This window comes from Mesorhizobium newzealandense, from assembly GCF_042682145.1.
Taxonomy (GTDB): Bacteria; Pseudomonadota; Alphaproteobacteria; order Rhizobiales; family Rhizobiaceae; genus Mesorhizobium; species Mesorhizobium newzealandense.
Genome location: NZ_JBHUGZ010000030.1, coordinates 464,699 through 486,224, shown reverse-complemented (window position 1 = coordinate 486,224; position 21,526 = coordinate 464,699). Strand labels below are relative to the sequence as shown.

Genomic DNA, 21,526 nt, shown 5'->3' with positions numbered 1-21,526 from the left:
GATGAGGAAATACCTCTTTTCAGCCGGGTTCGCATTGCTTGTGGCGGCGACGTCCCTGTCGATCGCCGTGATGACGCCGCCGGCTTTCGCCAGCGAGATCAAATATGTCGTCAACGACATTCCGGTCACCACCGGCGACATCGCACATCGCGCCGCCTTTCTGAAGCTGCAGCGCAAGAAGGGCGACGCGGCCCAGGAAATGATCGACCAGACGCTGCGCATGGCCGAGGCCAAGCGGCTTGGTATCCGCATCAGCGACGCTCAGGTCGAGGCCGCCTACCAGCGCTTTGCCTCGAGCAACAAGATGCAGCTCAGCCAGCTCGACGGCGTCATGGAGAAGTCAGGCGTCAGCAAGGGCCACTTCAAGGAATTCATTCGCGCCCAGATGGCCTGGAACCAGGCCTTGAGTGCGCGTTACCGTTCCGGCGACGGCACCGGCGCTGTCAGCGAACAGGACCTTGTCAGGAAGATGCTCGAAAAAGGCGGCGCCAAGCCGAGCGCCACCGAGTACATGCTGCAGCAGGTCATCTTCGTGGTGCCGGCGGCAGAGCGCAGCGCGACGCTGGCCAAGCGCAAGCGCGAGGCCGACGCCATGCGTGCCCGCTTCAACGGTTGCAACACGACGCGCGAATTCGCCAAGGGCCTGATCGACGTCACCGTTCGTGATCTGGGCCGCGTGCTGGCGCCGCAACTGCCGGCGGACTGGGCCGAACAGGTCAAGGCTACCAAGGTCGGCGGCGCCACCGCCACGCGCGAGACCGACCGCGGCGTCGAATTCATCGGCATCTGCTCGTCGCGCGAAGTGTCCGACGACAAGGTCGCCCAGATGGTGTTCCAGGGCGAAAGCTCCGGTGACAAGAATGCCGACGAGCTCAGCAAGAAATATGTCGACGAGTTGAAGGCGAAAGCCCGCATCGTCAAGCGCTGACGTGGGCAGCATGGTGATTGCGCTCGCGTTGAGCGCCGGCGATCCGTCCGGCATCGGGCCGGAGATCGCGATTGCAGCCTTCATGGCGCGCGAGGCTGCCGCCTTGCCGCCCTTCTATCTGCTCGCCGATCCGGCGCTGATCGTCTCCCGGGCGCGCCTCCTTGGCATTTCGCTGCCGATCGTCGAAACGACGCCCGCGCAAGCGGCGCAAGTGTTTGCACGCGCCCTGCCGATCGTTCCACTGGCCGCTCGCTGCATCGACAGCCCCGGCCGACCGGATCCGGCCAACGCGGCCGCCACCATCGAGGCCATCGATCGTGCCGTCGCCGACTGCCTTGCCGGGAAAGCCGCAGCCGTCGTCACCTGCCCGATCGCCAAAAAGCCGCTCTACGATGCCGGCTTCCGCTTTCCCGGCCACACCGAGTATCTGGCGCATCTGGCGGCCCGACACAGCGGCGTCGAGGCGATGCCGGTGATGATGCTGGCCGGCCCCGACCTGCGCACCGTGCCCGTCACCATCCACATCGCCCTGGCGGAGGTGCCGAAGACGCTGACCACCGCATTGATCGTCGCGACCGCGCGCATCACCGCCGCCGATCTCACCCACCGCTTCGGCATCGCCAGGCCACGGCTGGCCATTGCCGGACTCAATCCGCATGCAGGTGAAGGCGGCGCCATGGGCCTCGAGGACGAGCGTATCGTGCGCCCGGCAATCGACATCCTGCGGGCAGAAGGCATCGACGCCTTCGGGCCCTTGCCCGCCGACACGTTGTTCCACGCCCGGGCAAGGGCCGGCTACGACGCGGCCCTGTGCATGTATCACGACCAGGCGCTGATCCCGGCCAAGGCACTGGCCTTCGACGAGGCGGTCAATGTCACGCTCGGCCTGCCCTTCATCCGCACATCGCCCGACCACGGCACCGCCTTCGACATAGCCGGCAAAGGCGTGGCGCGGCCCGACAGCCTGATGGCGGCGCTGAAGCTTGCCAGACGATTGGCCGACACCGGCACAAAGGCTGCCGCCGCATGAGCGCCTCCTGCCTGAGCCTGCGCGCATGAGCATCGACGGGCTGCCGCCGCTGCGCGAGGTGATTGAGCGTCATGGGCTGCAGGCAAAGAAGGCGCTCGGCCAGAATTTCCTGTTCGACCTCAACCTCACCGGCAAGATCGCCCGCACCGCCGGCGACTTGTCCGATGCGACCGTGATCGAGGTCGGGCCCGGCCCAGGCGGGCTCACTCGCGCATTGCTCTCCAACGGCGCGCGTCAGGTCATTGCCGTCGAGCGCGACGAACGCTGTCTGGCTGCGCTCGCCGAAGTATCGGATCATTATCCCGGCCGGCTGGAGATTGTATCCGGCGATGCGCTAAAGACGGATTTCGCAGCACTGGCCAGTGAGGGAGGCGGTGGCCCGGTGAAGATCATCGCCAACCTGCCCTACAACATCGGCACGGAGCTGCTGGTGCGCTGGTTGACGGTCAGCGAATGGCCGCCCTTCTACGCATCGATGACGCTGATGTTCCAGCGCGAGGTGGCCCAACGCATCGTCGCCGCACCCGGTAGCGATGCCTATGGCAGGCTTGGCGTGCTGGCCGGCTGGCGCACGCAGGCCAGAATCGCCTTCGACGTGCCGCCGCAGGCGTTCACACCGCCGCCCAAGGTCACCTCTTCAGTGGTGCATCTGGAGCCGCGTGCGACACCCCTGCCCACCGATGTGAAAAAACTCGGCCGCGTCACCGAAGCCGCCTTCGGCCAACGCCGCAAGATGCTGCGGCAGAGCGTGAAAAGCCTCGGCGGCGAGGCCTTGCTCGAACGTGCCGGCATCGATCCGACACGCCGCGCCGAAACGCTCAGCGTCGAGGAGTTCGTGCGCCTGACCAACACGGTGTAGCGCCGGCAGGCCTGGAATCGCCTCGGTCAAAGCGTAGATAATCTGGCGAACATGCCGGAGAACCAAAATGCCTGCCTATGTCATTTCCGATGTCACGATCCGCGACGAAGAGGCGATCGAGACCTACCGATCCCGCGCCGCAGCCTCCATCGCCCAGCATGGCGGGCGCTATCTGGTGCGTGGCGGCCAAGTGGAGACGCTGGAAGGCAACTGGCATCCCGGACCGCTGATCGTCGTCGAATTTCCTGACATGGAACGAGCCAGGCGTTGGTACGCCTCCGCTGAGTACGCGGCGGCGCTGGACGTGCGCGATGCCGCGCTCAGCCGCAATCTGATCCTGGTCGACGGCATGGCGCCCTGAAGCCAGTCAGCCCGTCTTCTCGTCCAACAATCCCGAGACGAAATCGAACAGGCCGGGCCGGCGGTCGCGTCTTAGCCGCTCGGCGACGACGATGCCGCGCACTTCGGCGAAGGCGCGGTCGAGGTCGTCATTGACGATCACGAAATCATATTCCTTCCAGTGCTCGATCTCGTTGCGGGCATTCTTCAGCCGCGTCTCGATCACCGCCTCCTGGTCTTCGGCGCGGCGCTTCAGCCGCGCTTTCAATTCCTTCATCGACGGCGGCAGGATGAAGATCGAGACAATGTCGGCGCGCATCTTCTCCTTGAGCTGCTGTGCGCCTTGCCAGTCGATGTCGAACAGCATGTCGCGTCCTTCAGCCAGTGCCAGTTCGGCCGGCTCGCGCGGTGTCGCGTAGCAATTGCCGTGCACCTCGGCCCATTCCAGCAACGCGTCGGAATCGCGCAGCCGCTCGAAATCGCGCATCGTCCGGAAATGGTAGTGAACACCTTCGATCTCGCTGCCGCGTCGCGGTCTGGTGGTGACCGACACCGACAGTTCGAGGCTGGAATCGCTCTCCAGAAGGTTGCGCGCGATCGTCGACTTGCCAGCGCCTGATGGCGACGACAAGACGAGCATCAGGCCCCGGCGGCGAATGCGGGACCCTAAATCCTTGGCAACCATTGGCTACTCCAGATTCTGGATCTGTTCACGAAACTGGTCGACCACGGCCTTCAGCTCCAGCCCGATCGCGGTGACCGTAGCGGCGTTCGACTTCGAGCACAGCGTATTCGATTCGCGGTTAAATTCCTGTGCCAGAAAATCGAGCTTGCGGCCGACCGCACCGCCACCCTCAAGCAGTGCCCGGCCAGACGCAACATGCGTTTTCAGGCGGTCGATCTCTTCGCGGATATCGGCTTTGGTGGCAAGGAAAGCCGCCTCCATGTGCAACCGGGTGACGTCCAGATTGGCGGAAGCATCCATCAGCAGCCTGACCTGCTCGGCGAGGCGTTCGCGGATTGCTACCGTCTCGCGTGACGGATCCGCCTCGGCTTGCTGCGTCAGCGCCTCGATTGCATCGATGTGGCCCGCCAGCAGCAAGGCCAGTGCGGCACCTTCGCCCTGTCGTGCCTGTTCCAGCCCTTTGAGGGCCACCTCGAGCGCGGCCATGATCGCGATGTCGAGCGCGGCGCGCACTTCTTCGGTTTCGACAGTTTCGGGAATATCAAGCACGCCGCGCAGCGAAAGCAATCCATCTGCCGTCGCGGGGGCAACGCCGAACTGCTCCTGCAACCGCTTGGCAAGCCCCGCCAGGTCCTTCAGGAAGGCTTCGTTGACGACTGGCTGCGCCTGCGCGCCGGCGGCACGGCCGATGGTCAGCGTCGCCTGGAAGTTACCGCGCGCAAAGCGCTTCTGAAGCGTCTGCCTGACGGCCGGTTCCAGCCGTTCGAAGCCTTGCGGCAGCCGCAGCCGCACCTCGACGCTCTTGCCGTTGACGGACTTGACCTCCCAGGCGATCGCGGTGCCTTCATGCTCGGCGACGGCTCGTGCAAAACCGGTCATGCTCTGCAAATTCATATCGCCACAAGTCCCTGGCGCATCAGCCCGAAACCGGTTGTCCGGAGAGGAGCACGTGCGGCTTGAAAATGACTGCGCCGCAGGTGCGTCGAAATCGGACGCGCGGCTCTTCCAAATGTCAGGGCGTCGCCTGGTGGGCAACGCCTTTTTTCATCCTACTGTGCAGCGCCCGCATCGCCGCCGCCATCACCGCTGTCGTCGCCAGCGTCAGCCGGCTTGTCGGCATTGCTGCCGTCAACCGGCTTGTCGGCATTGGTGTCACCGGCGCCGGTGGCCTTGGCCGCGTCATCGACCTGCTTCTTCTGCAACGCGCGATAGCGGGCGACGTTCTCATTGTGCTCTTCCAGCGTCGCGGCAAAGACGTGACCGCCGGTGCCATCGGCGACGAAGTAAAGGTCGTCGGTCTTCGACGGATTGGCCACCGCCTCCAGCGCCGCACGACCCGGATTGGCAATCGGCGTCGGTGGCAGGCCGTTGATCACATAGGTGTTGTAGGGCGTCTGCTTCTGGATGTCCGACTGGTAGATCGGCCGATCCGTCGGCTTGCCCTTGCCGCCGAACAGACCGTAGATGATGGTCGGGTCGGATTGCAGGCGCATACCCTTGGCAAGCCGGTTCAGGAAGACGGCGGCAACACGCGAACGCTCGTCGCCCTTGCCGGTTTCCTTCTCGACGATCGAGGCCAGCGTAACGAACTCTTCGACATTGGCCAACGGCAGGTCCGGCGCGCGCCGCTGCCAGACATCCTCGACCAGCTTCTTCTGATCCGCCAGCAGCTTGTCCACCATCTGCTGGCGCGTCGCGCCGCGGGTGAAGCGCAGCGTGTCGGTGGCGAGGCTGCCCTCGGGAGGAGTGGTCGCCGGCATATCGCCGCTCAGGGCAGGCTCGTCGGCGATGCGCTGCAGCGCCTGCTCGACCGTCAGCCCTTCTGGAACGGTCAGCGAATACATCACCGACTTGCCACTTTTCAAAAGCTCCATGATGTCGCGCATGGAAGCCCTGGGCTTGATCTCGTACTCGCCGGCCTTCAGTGCCGAATCATTGCCGAAAGCGCGCACGCCAAGGCGGAAGATCCGGGCGTCGCTGATCAGTCCGCGGCGTTCGAGCTGGTCGGCAATATCCTGGACGCCGGTGTTCGGCTTGACGAGGAAGGTGTCGCCATTGGCCGAGGGGCCAGCTTCAGTGAATTCCTGCTTGCCAAAATAGAGCGCGACGCCCGCCGTCAGAACCATCAGCATCACCAAGGAGATGACGAAGTTCATGAACACGACGATCTGGCTGCGCGAGGCCCGCGAGCGCTTCGGCGGTGGCGTGCCGGCCTCGGGCCGCAGCGCTTCGTTTGCAGTCTTCGGCATGATCGGACCTGATGTCGCCGGCCGTTGCCCGAATTCTCCGTTGCCGGCCGGATTAGTGTTCATTTCGCCCTGCCGTTTGATCGCTCAACGAATCCCCTGCGGCAGAGTAGGCGCGAATATGGCAAAATTGACGACATACCGAAGCGTCGCCCGGCAGCCGGGCGGTCAGCCATTGTAGCGCTGGAAGACCAGCGAAGCGTTGGTGCCGCCAAAGCCGAAGGAATTGGACAACGCCACATCGATCTGGCGGGCACGCGGCTTGTTGGGCACCAGGTCGATCGCGGTTTCCCGCTCCGGGTTGTCGAGGTTGATGGTCGCCGGCGCGACATTGTCGCGAATGGCAAGGATCGAAAAGATCGCTTCGGCAGCACCCGCCGCCCCCAGCAGATGGCCGATCGACGACTTGGTCGACGACATCGAAATCTTGGACGCGGCATTGCCGACAAGCCGCTCGACGGCGCCGAGCTCAATGGTATCGGCCATGGTCGAGGTGCCGTGCGCGTTGATGTAGTCGACATCGGCGGGCGTCAGCTTGGCCCGGTTCAACGCCGCCGTCATGCAGCGGAAGGCGCCGTCGCCGTCTTCAGCGGGCGCGGTGATGTGATAGGCGTCACCGGTGAGACCGTAACCGGTCACCTCCGCGTAAATCTTCGCGCCACGCGCCTTGGCATGCTCGAGTTCCTCAAGCACGACGACACCGGCGCCCTCGCCCATGACGAAGCCGTCGCGGTCGCGGTCATAGGGGCGCGACGCTGTTTGGGGCACATCGTTGCGGTCAGTCGACAGCGCCCGGCATGCGGCGAAGCCGGCAATCGACAGCCGCGTTACCGGCGCCTCGGCGCCACCGGCGACCATCACGTCGGCATCGCCCCACATGATCAGCCGGGCAGCATCGCCAATGGCGTGCGCGCCGGTCGAACAGGCAGTGACGACGGCATGGTTCGGGCCTTTCAGCCCGTGCCGGATCGAAACCTGACCGGAGACGAGATTGATGATCTGGCCCGGGATGAAGAAAGGGCTGATGCGGCGCGGGCCGCGCTCCTTGAGGATCATCGCGTTCTCGGCGATGCCCTCGATGCCACCGATGCCGGAGCCGATCAGCACGCCGGTGGCGCACTGCTCGGCATGGCTCTTGGGTTCCCAGCCGGAATCCTTCAGCGCCTCGTCGGCGGCGGCAATCCCGTACAGGATGAAGTCACCGATCTTGCGCAATTCCTTTGGCTCGAGCACAGCCTCGGGATTGAAGGTGGCATTGCTGCCGTCACCTCGCGGAATGACGTGGGCGATCTTGCAGGCAAGATCCTCCACCTCGAACTCGGTGATGCGCTTTGCTGCGCTGCGGCCGGTCAGAAGTTCCTTCCAGCTGTGCTCGAAGCCCATGCCGAACGGCGACAGCAAACCAAGGCCCGTGACGACGACACGCCTCATCGCAGGTCCTCCCCGGTGATGACTGCGGAAAGCGTCAGGCCGATGCCTTGTCGATATACTTCACAGCATCGCCAACGGTCAGGATGGTCTCGGCCGCGTCGTCGGGGATCTCGACGCCGAATTCTTCTTCGAACGCCATGACGAGTTCGACCGTGTCGAGGCTGTCGGCGCCCAGATCATCGATGAAGCTCGCCTGCTCCGTCACTTTGTCGGCATCGACGCCAAGGTGCTCGATGACGATCTTCTTGACGCGCTCTGCGGTGTCACTCATTTGGGGCATCCTCGTCTTTTGTTTGTCTGTCTTCGTTAGCGGGCAGAATGCCGCTAATCAAGCTGAAAGATGGTCCTGCCGGAAACGCAACGGCCACGGACCGGTTTTTGCCCGAACCGCCGGGTTGCGGGCCGCATTACACGAAAAATAGCCGAGGTCCAAGCCGAAATGGTCTCTTTTCACAAGCCGGCAACAACTCCGCCGGACCTCGTTCAAATCATCGCCATGCCGCCATTCACATGGATGGTCTGGCCGGTGACGTAGCCGGCTTCGTTGGAGGCAAGATAGGCAACGGCGGACGCGACTTCAGCGCTGGTGCCCATGCGGCGCGTCGGGATCGCCGCCATGATCGCCTCCTTCTGCTTGTCGTTGAGCTTGCCGGTCATCGCCGATTCGATGAAGCCCGGGGCGACGCAGTTGACGGTGATGTTGCGGGTGGCGATCTCCTGCGCCAGCGATTTGGAAAAACCGATCATGCCGGCCTTGGAGGCGCAGTAGTTGGTCTGGCCGGGATTGCCGGTGACGCCGACCACCGAGGTGATGTTGATGATGCGGCCGTGGCGGCGGCGCATCATTGGATGGGTGAGTTCGCGCGTCAGCCTGAACACGGCGGTCAGATTGACCTCGATCACGGTGTCCCAGTCGGCGTCAGACATGCGCACGAACAGGCCGTCCTTGGTGATGCCGGCGTTGTTGACCAGGATGTCGACACCTTCCAGATCGGCCTCCGCCTTCTGGCCGAGCGCCTTGACCTCCTCGCGGTTCGACAGGTTGGCCGGGAACAGCTTGACCCGGTCGCCAAGCTCGGCGGCCAGCGTCTCCAGCTTCTCGACGCGGGTGCCATGCAGGCCGACGATGGCGCCTTGCGCATGCAGCACCCTGGCGATCGCCTCGCCAATGCCCCCCGATGCGCCGGTGACGAGTGCCTTGCGGCCAGTCAATTCGAACATTTTTGTCTCCTGATTGAGAAGAGAACACCCTTCGCACGGGTGGGGTCAAATGGCATTCGATTAAGCAGGCGTCGCCAGTGCCGCCTCGACATCGGCCGCGGAGCCGACCGACGCGGTGGCGATGTCGCGGTTGATGCGCCGCGCCAGGCCTGAAAGCACCTTACCGGCGCCAATCTCGTAAAGCGTGGTGATGCCGTTTGCGCCGAACCATTCCACCGTCTCGCGCCAGCGAACCCGGCCAGTAATCTGTTCAACCAGACGCCGCGCGATCTCGTCGGGGTCGATCGAAGGCGTGACCGACACGTTGGAGACGACTGGGACGACCGGCACATTCTTGGCCACGCCAGCCAGGGCATCCCGCATGACGTTCGCGGCCGGCGCCATCAGCGCCGAATGGAAAGGCGCAGAGACCTGCAGCATCAGCGCGCGCTTGGCGCCCTTGTCCGTGCAGAGCCTTGCCGCCAGTTCGACCGCTGCCTTGGCACCGGAAATCACAAGTTGGCCGCCGCCATTGTCGTTGGCGATCTGGCAGACAGAGCCCTTGCCGGCTTCGGCGCAAGCGGCCTCGACGTCAGCCTGTTCCAGTCCGATGATCGCCGCCATGGCGCCCTCGCCGGCCGGCACTGCCGCCTGCATGGCATTGCCCCGGATGCGCAACAGCCGGGCGGCATCGGCAACCGAGACGAAGCCGGCGGCCGCGAGCGCCGAATACTCACCCAGCGAATGGCCGGCGACATAGGTAACCTTGTCCTTCAGCGAGAAGCCGCGCGATTCCAGCGCCCTGATCGCGGCCAGCGACACCGCCATCAGGGCCGGCTGCGCATTGGCGGTCAGCGTCAACGTCTCCTCCGGCCCTTCCCAGATCAGCTTCGACAGGTTCTCGCCGAGCGCGTCGTCAACTTCCTGGAAGACCCTGCGCGCCTCGGGAAAGGCCTCGGCGAGATCCTTGCCCATGCCTACAGCCTGGCTGCCTTGTCCGGGGAAAGTGAATGCAACGGCCATGCGTGGGCTCCCAAGGGCTGGTTTTGCTTGCCTGATAGTCGAGTTTTTCTTGCCTGTGACGCAAGGCAGGCCGCCAAGTCAAGCCCAGTTCGACCCTACCCGGCGGCACCATCGCCGGCCGAATGCCTGTTCCAAAAGGCTTCCTGGCGATCACTCCTGATGAAAACCGCTCACGAATCGTTTGCTGGCTCTTCTTATTTCCGCCACAGGCGCTAGCTTTCGGTGACAATAATATGACAATCGAGTGACATGTTTGTCGCTGGGTGGGGAAGTTAAGGTGACAAAGAGTTCGAAACGCGCCGCCAAGGCCGCGCCACAGTTCCTGGAAGACGATCCGTCCACCGGCTATCTGCCGGGCAGGACATGGCCGGTCGTACGCTATGGACTGATCAGCCTGGCAATCGCGGCCGTCCTGGTGTTTGCCATCGAATTGATCGTGCGTGGCGACTTTGCCGGCACGGTCTCCTTCTTCCTGCAGCCGCTCAAGCCGGGCTGGACCACGATCGTCGTGTTTGCGCTGATCCTGATCGGCCTCGATGCCGTGCTCGGCCGCAGCCACCAGAGCCTGATGATCGTCGCGCCGCTGACCCTTTCCCTTGCCTTCGTCGGCCACCAGAAGTCACACTATCTCGGCGATCCGCTCTATCCCACCGATTTCCTCTATGCCCGCCAGATCTTCGCGCTGCTGCCGCTCCTCGTCCGCGACCGGCCGATGACCGCGCTCGCCATGGTCGTCGGTATCGTCGCCGGCCTGTCGCTGCTCGTCTATGGCTGGCGGCTGTGGCGCCGCAAGGTTCCGGCGCTCAGCCGCAAGGGCCGCCTTGCGCGGCTGACGCTGGCGGTGCCGCTGCTTGCCTTCTTCGTTTCGATCATGGACTACGCCACCTTCTCCTGGACCAGGGACCGGCTGCAGATCATCCCGATCATGTGGGACCAGAAGGAAAACTATGCCTCCAACGGTTTTGCTCTGGCCTTTGCCCTCAACGTGCCGATGGCGCATGTCTCGGCACCGCCGGGCTATTCCGACAAGGCAGTCGCAGCGATCGACCGGACGGATGTGACCGCCTCGGTGCCGGCCGAGAAGCCCGACATCATCATCGTCATGAGCGAATCCTTCTGGGATCCGACCAAGCTGCCCGGCGTCACCATCACGCCCGACCCTATCCCCAATGTGCGGGCGCTGCGCTCCGGCTCGATGTTCTCGCCCGAATTCGGCGGCATGACCGCCAACATCGAGTTCGAGGCGCTGACCGGTTTCTCCAACGCATTCCTGCCGGCCGGCAGCATTCCCTATCAGCAATATGTGCGCACACCGACGCCTTCGCTCGCGACTTTTCTCAAGAGCGAGGGTTACCGGGCGCGCGCCATCCATCCCGGCACCAATTGGTTCTGGAACCGCGGCGCGGTCTATGCCGATTTCGGCTTCAACGATTTCAAATCCGAAGAGACGCTGCCGCCCATGCAAAAGCGCGGGCCGCTGGCCTCCGACGCGGCGATGACCGACGAGATCATCAGCGAGGCCGACGCCAGCGACGAACCGGTGTTCTTCTTTGCGGTCAGCCTGCAGAACCACGGTCCCTACGAGCCGAACCGCTATTACAATCCGACACACAAGGTGCAGGCACCGATCAGCCAGTGGGCGCGCGAATCGCTGCTCAGCTATGCCGAGGGCTCAGCCGACGCCGATCGCGGCCTTGAGCGCCTTGTCGAATGGGCGAAGAAACGCTCCCGTCCCACCGTGATTGCCTTCTTCGGCGACCATCTGCCGCCGCTGGGGCCGGTCTATGTCGAGACCGGTTTCCTGAAGGACAATGTCGCGCCGCGCAAGGAACCGACACCGGAAGCCGCACTTGAGCATCACCAGACGCCGCTGATCATCTGGTCGAACCGCTCCGGTCCGGTCGAGAATCTGGGCGCGGTGAGCCCGGCGTTCCTGCCCTACCATATCCTCACCACCGCCGGCATCACCCACCCCTACTACACGGGCTTCCTCGGCGAGATGCGCGAGCGCTACCGCGTCGTCGACCGCAACCTGTTGCTGACGCCGGCGGGTGAGGCAACGCCCGACTGGGCGCGGCAGAAGGAGATCGACCCGCAGATCCGCGATTTCCGCCTGTTGCAATACGACATGATGTTCGGCAAACGCCTCGCGGCACCGGATTTCTTCCCCGAAACGGTCGACAAGGTCGTCGCTCACACGAGTTGAGCCACTCGATCCCGTCAGGATCCCGCCCGGCGCCCTCGGGTCACGCGTTCAATTCGTCAATTGCAGTTTCGAGAACTTGTTGGCGATCTGCTGGAATACGTCCGGCAATTTGGTTGGATCGTTGACGGCATAATAGCCGCTGGGGTCCGAGGCACAGGCACTGTAAAGCGCGCGGTTGGCGGCGGTGTCGGATTGCAGCACCATCGTGTAGATCTGTACGCCCTCGTTCTTCAATTGCGTACAAACGCTTTTGGTCCAGCCGTCGACATTGCGCGCCGCGGTCGTCTGGTTGTCCGACCCGAAACGGCCACCCGCCAGATAGCCATAGGACGTGTAGTCGGACTTCGTCGGCTGTTCGCTGGCGCCATAGACGACGTTCTCCCCGTCGGTCAGCAACAGCACGATCTTGCTGACGCCAGGCGTCTTCCACGGCGCTCCATCGGTGTAGGGCGCGCCGGGCGACAGCACCCGCATGCCCCACGAGAGGCCTTCGGAGACATTGGTCCCCGAACCGTTCCACTCGGTCATCTGGCTTGCTGCCTTGCGCAGCTTGTCGAAATCGTCGGTCAGGGGGACGACCGGTGTCGGGCAAGCGCGGTTCGGGCCAACGGTGATGGGGGAGCCCGTCTCGGTGATGAGCTCCTTGGCGGGCGCAACATATTTGGCGATCTTTTCCTTGGCGGACTTGCCGGGCGTCAACAAATCGCCGACGAGATCACTAAGATCGATGCCGAGAAGGTTGTCCTTGTTCTTGGCGAGTTTGACCTTGTCGCTGACGTCGTCGAGATAGGAATTGTTGTAGTACTTGCTCGAATTGCCGTAGGAGCCAGACGGCATCTGAGCATCTTCCGGATCGTCCGGCGCGAAATACGGAACGAACAGCGTGTCGGGCTTTGCCGGGTCAGGCGGGCTGTCGGAAATGTTGTAGGCGCCCGGCCGCGCCTCGACGCAGCCTTTCCAGCCGGTGCCGTTCCATCCGGATTCAGTCCATCCGGTCTCCTTGAGCTGCTTGAAAAGCGCCATATGATGGGGACGCTTGCCGTCGATGACCGGGAAATTGACACCGTTGATGGAAGGCTTGCCGTCCATGTCGATCCAGGACGGGTCGAATTCGTCGCCATCGACGTTGACGGCCGTGACGAACGGGACCAGCGAGGCCCGGATATCGCGCGTCGGCGATTTTTCCGCTTCGAGAGTGTTGAGCAACGAATTCGTCGCCGTCCTCAGCGCCGTCATGCGCGCGCCGGCCATGGAGCCGGTATTGTCCAGCACCAGCACGACTTCGAGCTGGTTGTTCGATTCGACGGCGGCGGCATCGACCTCGATGTGCTTGGTGTTGCCGAACAGGAAGGCAAAGTTCAGATTGACGTCGGCTGAGGCCACCGCCTTCGTCTTGACGAAGTTGATACCCCTGTCGACGGTCAACGTCGCCTTCGCATTGCCGAGTTCGCCGTGGCCGGCGATGTTGGCCTGGAAATAGCGGTCAAAAGCGTCATTGCGGGTGATGTCGAGATCGCCAAGATGCGAAGAGGCAAGGTTTGCCGCATCGAGGGCATTCCGCAGATTGCTCCTAGCCCGCATGAGGGTGGAGACATCGGTTGCGAAGGCGATAGCCGTGATGATGGCCGGCAACCCCAAGCCCAGCACAAGCGTAAAATTGCCGCTCGTCGAGCGCCAGAACTTGTTGAAAAGCATCTTACCCCCAAATGCTCCCCGCTTTGTGCGCGGTTGTCCGGCTTTTGCGCCTCCCATGATGAATCGGCCGTTGACGGCGACGGCTCAACTGCACACAACCTGACAGTGTGGTTAAGGCCTGGTTGCAGGAATCACAAAGCCTGACCGTTGATGCTGCTTGATTTTTCAGCCCCTGCGACACAAGGGAAGGCCGCTTGCGCTTGCGTTGTGGGCGGATTGCTGTATAGACGCCCCCAATCTGCCGGTCCTAGCTGGGGGCTGAACGGAGGGCCGGAGGTTTTTTTCGAAAACCCTTCGTGTGAAGCCAGAAGTGCTTCCGCCTCCCGTGTCTCCGCTCTCGACCGTCTCGTGATGCTCCTTTCTTCCCCGTGCCCTTCGAGGGTTTGCGGGTCAGAGAAGTTGCAGAGGCTTTTGCCGCCGGGAACCGGGAGAGAAACGAAGAAAGGCACTGAATCATAATGGCTCTTTACGAACATGTGTTTCTTGCCCGGCAGGACCTCTCGCAGCAGCAGGTCGATGCGCTTGTCGAACAGTACAAGGGCGTCATCTCCGCGAATGGCGGGTCCGTCGGCCGGGTCGAGAATTGGGGACTGAAGTCCCTCACCTACCGGGTCAACAAGAACCGGAAGGCTTACTACACGCTGATGGACCTGAACTGCCCGCCGGCCGCCCTCAACGAGATGGAGCGCCAGATGGGCCTGTCCGAAGACGTGCTGCGTTTCCTGACCATCAAGGTCGAGGCGCATGAGGAAGGCCCGTCGGCCATGATGCAGAAGCGCGAAGAGCGCTCTGAACGCGGCGGCTTCGGCGACCGCGACCGTGGCGATCGTGGCCCGCGCTCGTTCGGCGACCGTGATCGTGGCGATCGTCCGCCGCGCTCGTTTGGCGACGCCGGTGCCGATCGTGGTCCGCGCCGTCCGCGCGAAGGCTTTGAAGGGGGTGCAGAATAATGGTCGACATCAACCAGATCCCGACCCGGCGCCCGTTCCATCGCCGCCGCAAGACCTGCCCGTTCTCCGGCGCCAACGCGCCCAAGATCGACTACAAGGACGTGCGTCTCCTGCAGCGCTACATTTCCGAGCGCGGCAAGATCGTGCCGTCGCGCATCACCGCCGTCAGCCAGAAGAAGCAGCGCGAACTCGCCAAGGCGATCAAGCGCGCCCGCTTCCTCGGCCTGCTGCCCTACGTGGTTCGCTAGGACTTTCGAGCGGGCGGCTTGCCGCCCGCTTTTTTCACCGGCCACGACGGGCGTGACCGGGTCGAACATCAAATCCCGGGTTGGATTTCAAAAAGAGATCCTAACTGCCTGAACAGGCAGGACAGCGACACCGGCGCCAATGCGCCCAAGCTTCCTGACCTGTTCCCAAAACATTCGGCGTCGATCCCGGTGATTGGCGCCCAACCGAAGGAACAAAACCATGGAAGTCATTCTTCTCGAACGCGTTTCCCGCCTCGGCCAGATGGGCGATACCGTCAAGGTCAAGGACGGCTTTGCCCGTAACTTCCTGCTGCCGCAGGGCAAGGCGCTGCGCGCCAACGAAGCCAACAAGAAGAAGTTCGAAGGCCAGCGCGCCCAGCTCGAAGCCCGCAACCTCGAGCGCAAGTCGGAAGCCACCGAGATCGCCGAAAAGCTCGACGGCAAGAGCTTCATCGCCGTTCGCTCCGCTGGTGAGACCGGTCAGCTCTACGGTTCCGTTTCGACCCGCGACATCGCCGAGCTGCTGACGGCGGGAGGTTTCACGGTCAATCGCAACCAGATCCTGCTCAACCAGCCGATCAAGACCATCGGCCTCACCAATGTGGCGATCGCGCTGCATCCGGAAGTCGAAGTCACGATCACGCTCAACATCGCGCGCACGGCCGACGAGGCCGAACGCCAGGCCAAGGGCGAGACGCTGACCACCGCCGAAGCCATCTACGGCGACGACATCAACGACAACGCCCGGCCGGAAAACTTCTTCGATCCGAACACCGAGTTCGAAGGCGGCGAAGACAACGCCTAATCATACGTCTCAAGGGATTGGAGCTACGCTCTAATCACTTTGTCGGCATCCTACCCACTGGACCAATGCCCGGGCCCCTTGCCCGGGCATTTTTGTGCCAAACGGAACTTTTCGAACCCCTATATATTGATGCAGAATGAGACAGCCTGTCTGACCGAGAGGGGACATTTGGTCATGAATATTCTGTTGAAGCGCGTTCTCGACCGCCTGGTGCGCACCGGCAATCTCAAGGTAACCGGCCCCAAGGGCGCGACAGTGGTTTTCGGCGACGGTAGCGGCGAGCCGGTGCACATGCACATCAAGACCGCGCATGCCGAGCGCGCCATCACCTTCGATCCTATGCTGGCGGTGCCGGAATCCTACATGGACGGCGAACTCGACATTCTCGAAGGTGGCGTGCTGGGTGTGATGCGCATCGCCTTCCAGAACATGGGCAGCGGCGGCATCGACGCCACCTGGTCGAAAGCCATCGAAGGTCTGCGTCACGCCTTCCGCCGCCTGCAACAGATCAACACCGCCTCGCGCTCGCGCCGCAACGTGCAGCGCCACTACGACCTGTCGGGCGACCTCTACCGGCTCTTCCTCGACGACGACATGCAGTATTCCTGCGCCTATTTCGAGCAGCCTGACATGACGCTCGACGAGGCCCAGGCCGCCAAGAAGCGCCACATCGCCGCCAAGCTCAGGCTGAAGGCCGGCCAGACCGTGCTCGACATCGGCTCCGGCTGGGGTGGGCTCGGCATCTATCTCGCCAAGGCGTTCGACGTCGACGTGCAAGGCGTGACGCTGTCGACCGAGCAGCATGGCGTCGCGACCGACCGGGCGCATGCGCAAGGGTTGGAAAGCCGCGTGCATTTCGAGCTCAAGGACTACCGCGAGCTCAACGAGCGTTTCGACCGCATCGTCTCGGTCGGCATGTTCGAACATGTCGGCGTCAACCACTTCCGTACCTTCTTCGACAAGAGCGCGACGCTGCTCAAGCCGGATGGCGTCATGCTGTTGCACACGATCGGCCGCTCCGGCGTGCCGTGGGCGACCAGTGCCTTCGTCCGCAAATACATCTTCCCCGGCGGCTATATCCCCGCGCTCTCCGAAATCATGCCGGCGATCGAGAAGTCGGGCCTGGTCGTCACCGACATCGAAATCCTGCGGCTGCACTATGCCGACACGCTGAAGCACTGGGGCGAGCGCTTCGCCGCCAACCGCGACAAGGCCAAGGCAATCTACGACGAGCGCTTCTGCCGCATGTGGGAGTTCTATCTGGCCGCCTCGGAAGCTGCTTTCCGCTGGCAGGATCTTGTCATCTTCCAGATCCAGATCGCCAAGAAGAACGACACCTTGCCGATGACGCGCGACTACATGGCCAAATGCGAGAAGGCGCTTGAGATGCGCGACATGGGCCACCGTGAAACGGCTCCCATCAAGAAGAGCCCGGCTGCCAAGCCAGCTCGCCGCCGCAAGGTTGCGGACTAAAAGCGCGTCGCGTTTGAACGGATCCCGGCGACGCGCTTCAGGTGTCGTTCTGCCAAAACTGGGGCCACTGTTGGGCGACATGTATTGGAAATAGTATTGCCGCTTGCCATTGCCTGCCCCTGCACTGAAAAAGGTCCCGTGATCGCCACGGGACTTTTTTCATGACCTATGTCCTCTATGTCGCTGCCGCTCTGGCCGAGATCGGCGACTGCTTTTCATTCTGCAGCGCGCCACACGGAGCCTGAGCATGGAATTGCCGGCCCCACTTCGCCAGGGTGTCGAGCGCCTGCTCGAAAACGTTCCGCTGGCGACACTGAAGCAAGCGGCAAAAACGCTGTCCGACCGCTATCGCGCCGAGCTGCGCGACGGCCGGCTGCATATGGCCGAGGGCATGGCCGTGCAAGCCTATCTGGCGACGCGGCTGCCGGCGACCTACGCCGCCGTCCGCGCCAGCCTCGACGCGCTGAGCGATGCCAGGCCCGGCTTTCAACCCAAGAGCCTGCTAGACGTCGGTGCCGGCCCTGGTACGGTGCTTTGGGCCACGATCGACCTGTGGCCCGATCTCGAACAGGCGGTGTTGTTCGAAGCCAGCGCCGCGGTGCGCAAGGTCGGCGAGACGCTTGCCACTGATGCGATTGGCGCCCGAACCAGATGGCTGGCCGGCGACGCCACCATCGACCTTGCCGACCTCGAGCCAGCCGACCTGGTCACTTGCGCCTATGTGCTCGACGAAATCGTCCCCGCTTCACTGCCGAAGCTCATCGATCGATTGTGGCAACTCACTGGTGATACGCTGCTGGTCGTCGAACCGGGCACGCCGGCCGGATGGCAGCGCATCCTTGCCGCGCGCCGGCAGCTGATCGAGGCGGGCGCGCATGTGCTTGCGCCATGCCCGCATCAGGCGCCCTGCCCGCTCGCCCCGCCCGACTGGTGCCATTTTTCCCGCCGCGTCGCCCGCTCGCGCCTGCACCGGCTGGCCAAGGATGCCGACGTGCCGTGGGAGGACGAGAAGTTCATCTATGTCGCCGCTTCCCGAGACGGGCCCATGTCCAGCCAGGCACGGGTTCTAGCGCCACCGAAATCCGGCTCCGGCAAGGCTCTGCTCAAGCTTTGCCAGCAGGACGGCACTGCCACCGAGCGATTGTTCACCAAGCGCGACGGCGCGGACTTCAAGCTGGCCCGGCGGCTGGACTGGGGCGACAGGCTGGGCAGGCGATAAGACCGCAACACCCACAATTTTCCTGTTTTGTTCTTTTTTAAGAACCGCTAGGCTCGCCACTTCGATTCGAGTCAACCAGGATTCTTTCCACCGAAAAATCTTGGCTGTGAATCGCGGGCATCAAAGACGGTTGGGCGGGCACTGATGCATATAAGTCAGCATCAAATTGTCGGGTTCTGATATCGAGAAGCCGGGATCGGAATCGGGGACATCATGGCAGAAGCAGCGCGAAAATTCGGCGTCGCGGAAACACCGCTTTATCGTGAGGCGCCAAACAACATCGAGGCCGAGCAGGCGTTGCTCGGCGCCATCCTTGTCAACAACGACGCCTTCTACCGCGTCTCGGATTTCCTGAAGGCCAGCCATTTCTACGAGCCGCTGCACCGCAAGATATATGAGGTGGCGTCCGAGTTCATCCGCATGGGCAAGGTGGCGACGCCGATCACGCTGAAAACCTTCCTGCCGGCCGACGAGAAGGTCGGCGATATGACGATGGCGCAATATGTCGTGCGCCTGGCGGTGGAAGCCGTCACCGTCGTCAACGCCACTGACTATGGCCGCGCCATCTATGACCTTGCGACGCGCCGCGCGCTGATCACCGTCGGCGAGGACATGGTCAACATCGCCTATGACGCGCCGGTTGACATGGCGCCCACCGAACAGATCGAGGATGCCGAGCGGCGGCTGTTCGAGCTGGCCGAGAACGGCCGCTACGATGGCGGTTTCGAGAGTTTTTCCGATGCGTTGAAGAACGCCGTCGACATGGCCAGTGCCGCCTATATGCGCGATGGCCACCTGTCCGGCATTGCCACCGGCCTGCGCGATCTCGACCACCGCATGGGCGGCTTGCAGCCCTCGGATTTGATCATCATCGCCGGCCGCCCCGGCATGGGCAAGACATCGCTGGCCACCAACATCGCCTATAACATCGCCGCCGCCTATGAGCCTGCCCAGCAGGCCGACGGCTCGGTCAAGGCGGCCAATGGCGGCGTCGTCGGCTTCTTCTCGCTCGAAATGTCGTCGGAGCAGCTGGCCACCCGCATCATCTCCGAGCAGACGGAAATCCCGTCGTCGAAGATCAGGCGTGGCGATTTGACGGAAGCCGATTTCGGCAAGCTTGTCGCGTACACGCAGGAGAACCACAAGCGCCCGCTCTACATCGACCAGACGGGTGGTATTTCGATTGCCCAGCTGGCGGCCCGCGCGCGCCGCCTCAAGCGCCAGCGCGGGCTGGATCTGATGGTCATCGACTATATCCAGCTCATGCAGGGGTCGTCCGCCAAAGCGTCGCAGAACCGCGTCCAGGAAATCACCGAGATCACCACTGGACTGAAGGCGCTCGGCAAGGAGCTTGGCGTGCCGATCATTGCCCTTTCACAGCTCTCACGTCAGGTCGAAAGCCGAGACGACAAGCATCCTCAGCTGTCCGACTTGCGCGAATCGGGCTCGATCGAGCAGGACGCCGACGTGGTGCTGTTTGTGTACCGCGAGGAATATTACATCAAGAACAAGGAGCCTGAGAAAGGCACGCCCGAGCATCTCGCCTGGGAAACAAAGATGGTCGAGGTCCAGGGCAAAGCCGAAGTGATCATTGCCAAGCAGCGCCATGGACCGACCGGCACTGTCAGCCTTGCCTTCCAGGGCGAGTTTACGCGCTTCTCCGACCTTGCCGAAGAGCATCATTTGCCGGAAAGGTTCGAGTAGTTTTTGACCTACCCTCGCGCACCGCGCCCAGGCCATTTTCAAGCGGTATCCAACTGATGGCCAAATCGCGCGTTCAGTTCATCTGCCAGAATTGCGGATCGGTGCACCAGCGCTGGGCCGGCAAATGCGATGCCTGCGGCGAGTGGAACACGCTGGTCGAGGAAGGCACGTCCGGCGGCATCGGCTCGGGGCCGGCCAACACGCGCAACGCCCGCAAGGGCCGCGCGGTGGTGCTGACCACGCTGTCGGGCGACATCGAGGACGCGCCGCGCATCATCTCGGGCATCGGCGAACTCGACCGCGCCACCGGTGGCGGTTTCGTGCGCGGCTCGGCGCTTCTGGTCGGCGGCGACCCCGGCATCGGCAAGTCGACGCTTTTGACCCAGGCGGCAGCTGCACTCGCGTCAAAGGGCCACCGCGTCGTCTATGTCTCGGGCGAAGAGGCCGTCGCGCAGATCAGGCTGCGCGCGCAGCGGCTCGGTGTTGCCTCGGCACCCGTGGAACTTGCCGCCGAGACCAATGTCGAGGACATTCTCGCCACCATCGCCGACGGCAAGCGGCCGGACCTGGTGATCCTGGATTCGATCCAGACGCTGTGGACCGACCTCGCCGATTCGGCGCCGGGCACTGTCACCCAGGTGCGCGCCGCCGCCCAGGCGATGATCCGCTATGCGAAATCCACAGGGGCGGCGATCGTCCTGGTCGGCCATGTCACCAAGGAAGGCCAGATCGCCGGGCCGCGCGTCGTCGAGCATATGGTGGACGCCGTGCTCTACTTCGAAGGCGAAGGAGGCCATCATTTCCGCATCCTGCGCACGGTGAAGAACCGTTTTGGGCCGACCGACGAGATCGGCGTCTTCGAAATGTCGGACAAGGGTTTGCGCGAGGTTGCCAACCCGTCCGAGCTTTTCCTTGGCGAACGCCATGCGAAATCGCCAGGTGCGGCGGTTTTCGCCGGCATGGAAGGGACAAGGCCGGTGCTGGTCGAGATCCAGGCGCTGGTCGCACCCTCCTCGCTCGGCACGCCGCGCCGCGCGGTCGTCGGCTGGGATGGCGCGCGGCTGTCGATGATCCTGGCGGTTCTCGAGGCTCATTGCGGTGTGCGCTTCGGCAGCCATGATGTCTATCTCAACGTCGCCGGCGGCTATCGTATCTCCGAGCCCGCGGCCGATCTGGCGGTGGCTGCGGCACTGGTTTCCTCGCTCACCGGTCTTGCCCTTCCCGCCGATTGCGTCTATTTCGGCGAAATCAGCCTTTCGGGCGCCGTGAGGCCGGTTGCGCACGCGCAACAGCGCCTCAAGGAAGCCGAAAAGCTGGGTTTTGGAAGCGCGGTTCTGCCCTTGGGCAGCGAGGAACTTGCCGGGGGGATTGGGGCCGGTGCTTTCCAGCCGACCGAGCTTGCCGACCTTGTGGCACGCATCGCCGGCTCACGCCGAAGCCGCGTGGACGAGCAAGACTAGGGCATCGGACCCAAAAGTGGGAACC

At 63.4% G+C, this 21,526-nt stretch carries 20 protein-coding genes; 12 read left to right on the top strand and 8 right to left on the bottom strand.

Translation table 11 applies throughout. From position 1 onward, the window contains the following. The first annotated feature begins 1 nt into the window (after position 1). The 4 genes from ACFSOZ_RS36365 (at position 2) to ACFSOZ_RS36350 (ending at position 3,178) form a co-directional block, all read left to right on the top strand. Positions 2-928 carry a SurA N-terminal domain-containing protein gene (locus tag ACFSOZ_RS36365; protein WP_379106287.1) on the top strand — a complete coding sequence of 309 codons (927 nt, stop codon included), beginning with the start codon at positions 2-4 and terminating at the stop codon, positions 926-928. 10 nt (positions 929-938) lie between these two features. After that, on the top strand, positions 939-1,958 hold the full coding sequence (gene pdxA / locus ACFSOZ_RS36360; protein WP_379106285.1) for a 4-hydroxythreonine-4-phosphate dehydrogenase PdxA: 1,020 nt from the start codon (positions 939-941) through the stop codon (positions 1,956-1,958). 25 nt (positions 1,959-1,983) lie between these two features. After that, entirely contained in the window at positions 1,984-2,817 is an 834-nt protein-coding gene (rsmA, locus tag ACFSOZ_RS36355) for a 16S rRNA (adenine(1518)-N(6)/adenine(1519)-N(6))-dimethyltransferase RsmA (RefSeq protein ID WP_379106283.1), read from the top strand. Between the two features lie 67 nt (positions 2,818-2,884). Further along, positions 2,885-3,178, top strand: coding sequence for a DUF1330 domain-containing protein (locus ACFSOZ_RS36350; protein WP_379106281.1), 294 nt, complete (start codon positions 2,885-2,887; stop codon positions 3,176-3,178). A gap of 6 nt (positions 3,179-3,184) precedes the next feature. Here ACFSOZ_RS36350 and gmk read toward each other — a convergent pair whose 3' ends face one another. The 7 genes from gmk to fabD all read right to left on the bottom strand — a co-directional run bounded on the left by gmk (position 3,185) and on the right by fabD (position 9,741). Further along, positions 3,185-3,841, bottom strand: a complete 657-nt coding sequence (gene gmk, locus ACFSOZ_RS36345; protein ID WP_095086392.1) for a guanylate kinase — start codon at positions 3,839-3,841, stop codon at positions 3,185-3,187. 3 nt (positions 3,842-3,844) lie between these two features. Further along, positions 3,845-4,735: a YicC/YloC family endoribonuclease gene (locus ACFSOZ_RS36340; RefSeq protein WP_379106279.1), complete on the bottom strand. Its 891-nt coding sequence runs from the start codon at positions 4,733-4,735 to the stop codon at positions 3,845-3,847. 155 nt (positions 4,736-4,890) lie between these two features. After that, positions 4,891-6,153, bottom strand: coding sequence for an endolytic transglycosylase MltG (gene mltG, locus ACFSOZ_RS36335; protein WP_379106278.1), 1,263 nt, complete (start codon positions 6,151-6,153; stop codon positions 4,891-4,893). Between the two features lie 102 nt (positions 6,154-6,255). Then, positions 6,256-7,518 (bottom strand): beta-ketoacyl-ACP synthase II, encoded by a 1,263-nt coding sequence (fabF, locus tag ACFSOZ_RS36330; protein WP_379106277.1) that lies wholly within the window; start codon positions 7,516-7,518, stop codon positions 6,256-6,258. Between the two features lie 34 nt (positions 7,519-7,552). After that, positions 7,553-7,789 carry an acyl carrier protein gene (locus ACFSOZ_RS36325; RefSeq protein ID WP_006203723.1) on the bottom strand — a complete coding sequence of 79 codons (237 nt, stop codon included), beginning with the start codon at positions 7,787-7,789 and terminating at the stop codon, positions 7,553-7,555. A 212-nt stretch (positions 7,790-8,001) separates the two neighbouring features. Then, positions 8,002-8,739: a 3-oxoacyl-[acyl-carrier-protein] reductase gene (fabG, locus tag ACFSOZ_RS36320; protein WP_379106275.1), complete on the bottom strand. Its 738-nt coding sequence runs from the start codon at positions 8,737-8,739 to the stop codon at positions 8,002-8,004. Between the two features lie 60 nt (positions 8,740-8,799). Further along, complete coding sequence (gene fabD / locus ACFSOZ_RS36315) at positions 8,800-9,741, bottom strand: ACP S-malonyltransferase (RefSeq protein ID WP_379106272.1); 942 nt, start codon at positions 9,739-9,741, stop codon at positions 8,800-8,802. Between the two features lie 253 nt (positions 9,742-9,994). Between fabD and ACFSOZ_RS36310 the strand changes: the two genes are divergently transcribed. Next, complete coding sequence (locus ACFSOZ_RS36310) at positions 9,995-11,947, top strand: LTA synthase family protein (protein WP_379106640.1); 1,953 nt, start codon at positions 9,995-9,997, stop codon at positions 11,945-11,947. A gap of 48 nt (positions 11,948-11,995) precedes the next feature. Here ACFSOZ_RS36310 and ACFSOZ_RS36305 read toward each other — a convergent pair whose 3' ends face one another. After that, a complete protein-coding gene (locus ACFSOZ_RS36305) occupies positions 11,996-13,642 on the bottom strand; it encodes a pilus assembly protein TadG-related protein (RefSeq protein ID WP_379106270.1) in 1,647 nt (548 codons plus the stop codon). 458 nt (positions 13,643-14,100) lie between these two features. On the opposite strand from ACFSOZ_RS36305, the gene rpsF reads away from it, so the two are divergent. The 7 genes from rpsF (at position 14,101) to radA (ending at position 21,501) form a co-directional block, all read left to right on the top strand. After that, positions 14,101-14,592, top strand: a complete 492-nt coding sequence (gene rpsF, locus ACFSOZ_RS36300) for a 30S ribosomal protein S6 (protein WP_352868182.1) — start codon at positions 14,101-14,103, stop codon at positions 14,590-14,592. Continuing rightward, a complete protein-coding gene (gene rpsR / locus ACFSOZ_RS36295) occupies positions 14,592-14,840 on the top strand; it encodes a 30S ribosomal protein S18 (protein ID WP_006203718.1) in 249 nt (82 codons plus the stop codon). Before rpsF ends, rpsR begins: the two co-directional genes overlap by 1 nt. 220 nt (positions 14,841-15,060) lie before the next feature. After that, the gene (gene rplI, locus ACFSOZ_RS36290; protein ID WP_379106268.1) at positions 15,061-15,645 is read left to right on the top strand and encodes a 50S ribosomal protein L9; all 585 of its coding nucleotides are present in this window, start codon (positions 15,061-15,063) and stop codon (positions 15,643-15,645) included. A gap of 174 nt (positions 15,646-15,819) precedes the next feature. Next, positions 15,820-17,118 carry a class I SAM-dependent methyltransferase gene (locus ACFSOZ_RS36285; protein WP_379106265.1) on the top strand — a complete coding sequence of 433 codons (1,299 nt, stop codon included), beginning with the start codon at positions 15,820-15,822 and terminating at the stop codon, positions 17,116-17,118. A gap of 247 nt (positions 17,119-17,365) precedes the next feature. Further along, positions 17,366-18,337, top strand: coding sequence for a small ribosomal subunit Rsm22 family protein (locus ACFSOZ_RS36280; protein WP_379106263.1), 972 nt, complete (start codon positions 17,366-17,368; stop codon positions 18,335-18,337). Positions 18,338-18,550: 213 nt separating this feature from the next. Continuing rightward, the gene (locus tag ACFSOZ_RS36275) at positions 18,551-20,041 is read left to right on the top strand and encodes a replicative DNA helicase (protein WP_258592706.1); all 1,491 of its coding nucleotides are present in this window, start codon (positions 18,551-18,553) and stop codon (positions 20,039-20,041) included. Positions 20,042-20,097: 56 nt separating this feature from the next. Beyond that, positions 20,098-21,501 (top strand): DNA repair protein RadA, encoded by a 1,404-nt coding sequence (gene radA / locus ACFSOZ_RS36270; RefSeq protein ID WP_379106261.1) that lies wholly within the window; start codon positions 20,098-20,100, stop codon positions 21,499-21,501. Positions 21,502-21,526 lie beyond the last annotated feature (25 nt).